At 43.1% G+C, this 6,139-nt stretch carries 4 protein-coding genes; 3 read left to right on the top strand and 1 reads right to left on the bottom strand.

What is annotated here, in order from left to right:
• Both mukB and A1QC_RS05015 read left to right on the top strand, forming a co-directional pair.
• On the top strand, positions 1 to 3,774 hold a 3,774-nt coding region (gene mukB / locus A1QC_RS05020), incomplete at its 5' end, for a chromosome partition protein MukB (protein ID WP_017026208.1).
• Between the two features lie 154 nt (positions 3,775 to 3,928).
• On the top strand, positions 3,929 to 4,345 hold the full coding sequence (locus A1QC_RS05015) for a lysozyme inhibitor LprI family protein (protein ID WP_017026207.1): 417 nt from the start codon (positions 3,929 to 3,931) through the stop codon (positions 4,343 to 4,345).
• A gap of 91 nt (positions 4,346 to 4,436) precedes the next feature.
• Here A1QC_RS05015 and A1QC_RS05010 read toward each other — a convergent pair whose 3' ends face one another.
• Entirely contained in the window at positions 4,437 to 5,744 is a 1,308-nt protein-coding gene (locus A1QC_RS05010) for a DUF1254 domain-containing protein (protein ID WP_017026206.1), read from the bottom strand.
• Between the two features lie 119 nt (positions 5,745 to 5,863).
• Here A1QC_RS05010 and A1QC_RS05005 point away from each other — a divergent pair, with 119 nt between their 5' ends.
• Complete coding sequence (locus A1QC_RS05005; RefSeq protein ID WP_017026205.1) at positions 5,864 to 6,079, top strand: DUF6500 family protein; 216 nt, start codon at positions 5,864 to 5,866, stop codon at positions 6,077 to 6,079.
• Positions 6,080 to 6,139: the final 60 nt, after the last annotated feature.

Here is a 6,139-nt window from a genome sequence, read left to right as displayed (position 1 = left end):
ACCGCTCTTCCGATCTTGGAATCGGCATTGCGTGAAAACCGCATGACGTTAGAGGCGATCAAAACAACTCAAGCCGATCGTGATTTATTCAAACATTTGATCACCGAGTCAACCAATTATGTGGCGGCAGATTACATGCGCCACACCAACGATCGCCGTGCCAAACTGGATCAAGCCTTAGCACTACGTAGCGAATTAACGCAATCGAGTTCGACACTGCGTAGCCAAGCACATTTATTGAATCAAGTTCAAACGGATTTAGAGCAATTAGTTGAGCAAGAATCTGGCTTGGAGCAAGATCACCAAGCGGCATCTGATCATTTGCAATTGGTGCAAACGGCATTACGTCAGCAAGAAAAAATAGAACGCTACCAAGAAGATTTAGAAGAGCTGAGTGAGCGTTTAGAAGAACAAATGATGGTGGTGGAAGAGGCCGCTGAACAGGTGGCCATGGCAGAAGAGCAAGCGGACGTTTCTGAACAAGAAGTCGATAGCTTGAAATCTCAATTGGCCGACTACCAACAAGCGCTCGATGTACAACAAACACGCGCACTGCAATACCAACAAGCGGTGCAAGCGTTAGAAAAAGCCAAGCAGTTAACCAACAACGATAGTTTGAATGCAGATAATGCACAAAGCGTGCTGTCGGAACTTAAACAACAAGAGTCAGACAATACCTCTACCTTGTTAGCATTAAAGCACAAGCTGGATATGTCATCCGCAGCAGCGCAGCAATTTGAGCAAGCCTTATCACTGGTGAAATCGATTGTTGGTGATGTGGAGCGCGGCGAGGCGTTAACTCATGCGAAGCAAGCGATCCAACAGGCTCAACAAGCTCAGCAATGGTTGCAAAATGAATCACAATGGCATGCGCAACATCGAGATATCGAACGTAGCTTAAATGAACAAAGTGAAGCTACGCGCTTAGTGGATGAATACCAAAAGCAATACCAAGTGCGTATTGATGAAGCGTTAGTGCTTGAACAAGAACGTGAACGCCATCAAGAATTGGTCGATACCGTGGAAGCGGAGCAAGAGACCTTACGTGATACGCGTGGTGACTTACGTCGTCATCAACAAGATGCCGATGCTCAAATTCAAGCCCTGCAAAAGCAAGCGCCGGCTTGGATTGCCGCCAATGATTCATTAGAAAAACTGCAATTGCAAACCGAGGCTGAACTTAGCGATAGTCATGCGGTGATGGCGCAAATGCAGCAAGTACTTGAGCAAGAAAAACAGCAGTCATTAGCTAAAGAGCGCCTTGCGACTCGTCGTGATGAACTCGAAGCGGATATTGAACGCCTTGCATCTCCATCGGGCTCTAATGATCCACGTTTAAAAGGGTTAGCCGATTCATTAGGTGGTGTTTTACTGTCTGAAATTTATGACGATGTTACGTTAGATGACGCGCCGTATTTCAGTGCCATGTACGGTCCTGCACGTCATGCAATCGTGGTTTCCGATCTGGAAGGCATTAAAGAAAAGCTGGTGGATTTAGATGATTGCCCAGAAGATCTTTACATCATTGAAGGTGATGTCGATGCTTTTGATGACAGTAGCTTCAATGCTGATGAACTGGATGGCGCGGTTTGTGTACACCTTAACGAGCGTCAATTACGTTATTCACGCCTGCCTGAAATTCCATTATTTGGCCGTGCTGCTCGTGAGCAACGTTTGGAATTATTACGAGCTGAGCGTGAAGAAGTTGCCGAAGAATATGCCAAAGCGGCGTTTGATTCGCAAAAACTGCAACGCTTATATCAAAGCTACAATGAGTTTGTGTCTAAACATATTCATGTGGCGTTCAATGCCGACCCAGAGCAACAATTAGTTGAAGTTCGTGATGAGCTTAATAAAGTGCTGCGTCAATTGTCGGATATCGAAGATAAAGAACAACAGCAGCGTCAGCAATTACAAGCAAGTAAACAAGCAGTTACGCGCCTAAATAAGCTTGCTAATGTTATCCACTTAATTGAAGACGATAGCTTAGCTGCTCGCTTTGAAGAGCTAGAAGAAAAACTGGCGCAACTGGCAGAACATAAACGTTTTAGTCAGCAACATGGCAAACAAGTTCAGCAACTTGAGCCAATGATTTCTGCGCTTGAAGCGGATCCAGAACAATTTGATGCACTGCAAGCCAGTTACCAACAAGCGGATCAAAACCTGCAAGTATTGAAAACGCAACTGTTTGCTTTGGCGGATCTGCATGAACGCCGTCATTATTTCGCTTACTCCGATTCGGTCTCTCTACTGGATAAAAGCAGTGAATTAAGTGAACAGTTAAAAGCAAAACTGGCACAAGCCGAACAAAGTAAATTACGTGGGCGTGAAGCTTTTAAACAAGCACAAGGACAATTGAATCAATATAACCAATTGCTGGCTTCGCTTAAATCGTCACACCAAGCTAAGCTTGAAACCGTTCAAGAGTTTAAACAGGAGCTGCAAGAGTACGGTATTACGCCGGATATGAGTGCCTTAGAGCGCGCAGAAGAGCGTAAGAATGCCCTGCATGAGCGAGTACAAATTTCTCGCCAACATAAGAGCGAATTTGAACGCACGTTAACCGCCACCGAGCTTGAAATGAAAGCGCTCAGCAAGCGTGTGAAGAAAGTGGAAAAAGATTACCAAGACTTACGTAAGTTTGTTGTCAATGCAAAAGCAGCTTGGTGTTCAGTATTGCGTCTCGCTCGTTTAAATGATGTTGAACGTCGTTTGCATCGTCGTGAGTTGGCGTACCTTTCAGATAACGAATTACGCTCTATGTCGGATAAATCGTTAGGGGCATTGCGCTTAGCGGTCGCCAATAATGAAGCCTTGCGTGATGCATTGCGTACTTCGGAAGATAATGCTCGCCCAGAAGGCAAAGTATTGTTCTACATTGCGGTCTACCAGCATTTACGTGAGCGTATCCGCCAAGACATCATTCATACCAACGATCCGGTTGAAGCGATTGAAGAGATGGAAGTGGAACTCGCTCGTTTAACCGAAGAGTTAACACTACGTGAAAATCGCTTAGCGATCAGTTCTGGTTCAGTGGCAAGCATCATCAAGAAAACCATACAACGTGAACAAAACCGTATCCGCATGCTGAACCAAGGCTTATCGAACATTGCCTTTGGTCAAGTGCGAGGAGTACGTTTAAATGTTGGTATTCGTGAAAGTCATGAAACGTTACTGCTTGGACTAGCCGAGCAACAAGATCAACATCAAGACTTGTTTGATAACCCACGCTTAACCTTCTCTGAAGCGATGGCGAAGTTATTCCAACGTGTCAATCCACATATCGACATGGGTCAACGTTCACCACAAATCTTGGGTGAAGAGTTGCTAGATTACCGTAACTACTTAGAATTAAGTATTGAAGTCAATCGTGGCTCAGAAGGGTGGCTACAAGCTGAATCGGGTGCGTTATCAACCGGTGAAGCGATTGGTACTGGTCAGTCTATCTTGTTGATGGTTATTCAAAGCTGGGAAGAAGAATCTCGCCGCTTGCGTAGTAAAGATATAGTGCCGTGTCGCTTGCTCTTCTTGGATGAAGCCGCACGTTTAGATACCAAATCCATCAACACCTTATTTGAGCTGTGTGATCGTTTGGATATGCAGTTATTGATTGCGGCCCCTGAAAACATCAGCCCCGAAAAAGGCACCACGTATAAACTGGTACGTAAAGTGTTCAAAGATCATGAGCACGTACATGTGGTTGGCTTACGTGGTTTTGGTAATTCGCCAAAAGCTCAAGCCGATGAAAACGAAGTATTAGAAGCTGTGGAATAATGGTTTCCTTACAATGACGGATAAGCGCCTCAGATTTTGAAATATCTGGGGCGTTTTTGTATTTAACCTATTTGACATGAAAATTAACTTGTCTTTGTAATGGAAGGTGTGATTAATATAGCGTATTAAGCATCCAGTAATATAGGTGATGCGAATGTATAAGTACTTGTTAATTTTGTCTATGCTGCCATTTTGGGCGGCAGCTAGTGATGAACCAATAAACTGCGAACAGGCTTATACAACCATGGATATGAATACATGTTCAGCCATGGAACTAAAGGCTGCACAAACGGAAATGTCACGTTATCTAGAAGCGAGTTTAAATCAACAAGCGGATGATCCAGAAGTGGTGGAATCAATTAAGACAGCACAAAAAGACTGGCATAATTATTACACCTCACATTGTCACTCTGTTTACGAAAAATGGCGTGAAGGAACCATTAGAGGGGTCATGTTTACTTCTTGTAAAACAGAACTCACAAAGCAACGGACTCATGAATTGTGGAAAAATTTTCTGACCTTTATGGATGATTCAGAACCAGTATTGCCAGAACCCGAAGTGAACCAATAAAAAGTTTAAAATATTGGTTTAATAAAACAAATAAGCCCTTGATTACGAGATAACCAAGGGCGAAGTTTAAAGTGTTATTGTTACTTTGATATTATTTCACAGGTGTTGCTGCAGGCATTGGGTAGGCTTTACCGGCTTGAATCGCTTCACTTGCTCCGTATAAACGCATCATTAAATAAAATGGTTTCTTCGGAATAGGCAGAATATTTGGATCATCTTCCTTGCCTTTAACATCGGATGTTAACGTAATGTGGTAGTAACCATCTTTATCCGGTGTTAACGTTCGGTCTCCACGGCTATGGCGATTCAATTCGTTATGAGCCATAAGACGATTATCGTTCGCATAAACGGTAATCGACCAGAATTCACTGACGTCAGGCGCTTTGAACTTCATGGTGTATTCTTTGCCATTTGCACCACTTAATACTTCACCATCGGAACCTTTTTGGCCTTGACGATACATGGCTTCAACCGCGGGTAAACCCCATTGTCCAAGGTATGTACCTACATCAAATGGCGTACGATCAGCGTTTTGTAGATCCGCGCGAGTGCCTAAAGCAACACGAGAATCGGTTAAAGTAGGCGCGAGCGCTTTAATTTCTTTAAGGCCAAGCTCTTCTCCGACTTTTGCAGCTCGTAGTTGCTCTTTAGTAAAGTCAGTTTTACAAGCTTCTAACCCTGTTGATTTATATTTACTCAGCCAATTGGCATCTGCTTGCACCATGCTGCCTTGGCACAATAAAAAGTTTGCTTTAGTTAGCCATGTGACTTTTTCCGCATTTGGGTAATCACGTTTCACTGGTGGTGGTGGCGCAATACCAAGGTATGCCGATAGCGTTCGGATATTCCACAAATCCATGTAATTACGGGCGATTTGTTCATCATTGCTTTTATCGACAGCCATGATACGACCCATCACCTTGATGATGTCGGAATCGACGCGAATGACTTCATCCACACTATCGGGGACGTCACCTTTCCAACTTTTAGAGGCGAACATGAATTGGCCGCCTTTTTCGCCACGATTACGAGATCCAATCATGGCATCGGTATAGTGGCCCATATCCATTGTTTGCAAAATCCAGTAACGGCCTTTATCCATATCTGGAACGCTAACAATCACCGGTTCAGCGGCAACGTCTAACCATCCCATTAAATGAAGTGTGTCATTATTGATGGTTGGATGGGCGGTATAAGTATCATCGGCTAACTTACGAATGTTTTGAAAACGATTAAGAGGGTAGTTACTCTTGAGAGTCGTTTCATAAAAAAAATCGTACGCTTTATCCATCGAATAAGCATATAAAAAGGCATCTTTAGCGACGTTATCTGGTATCTTTTCAGCAAATGCAGAAGGGGCGCATGCAACGAGCAATGCACTTAACATAAACTTTTTCATAATGATCCTTATTGAGAGATATCCAACACTATTAATATAAGTGTTAATAGTGTGAGGTGTAGTAGCAAGGCTGATTAACATGCGATGGATCATCAAATTTAGATAAAAAAGGGGAATAAATGAGATCAGCATTACGCGATAAGATCATCAAAGTTTGTCAAAAGAAAATAGAGCAGAAAGGGGAGAATGTTGGAGTGTCTTTTTACGCTTTTTTTGCTAATAAGAATGATGAACCTGAATTATTGATGGAAGCCGCAACATGGTGGATTCAAACACACCAACTTGATCATTTCGAAAAAGCCCAAAAAATAATGGAAATGATTAAAGCAGAATAGTAGTTGGATTTTGGGCAATAAAAAAGGTCAAACACAGCAATGTATTTGACCTTTAAGCGA

Source organism: Vibrio rumoiensis 1S-45, from assembly GCF_000286955.2.
Lineage (GTDB): Bacteria > Pseudomonadota > Gammaproteobacteria > Enterobacterales > Vibrionaceae > Vibrio > Vibrio rumoiensis_A.
This window is presented reverse-complemented; position numbering and strand designations above follow the sequence as displayed.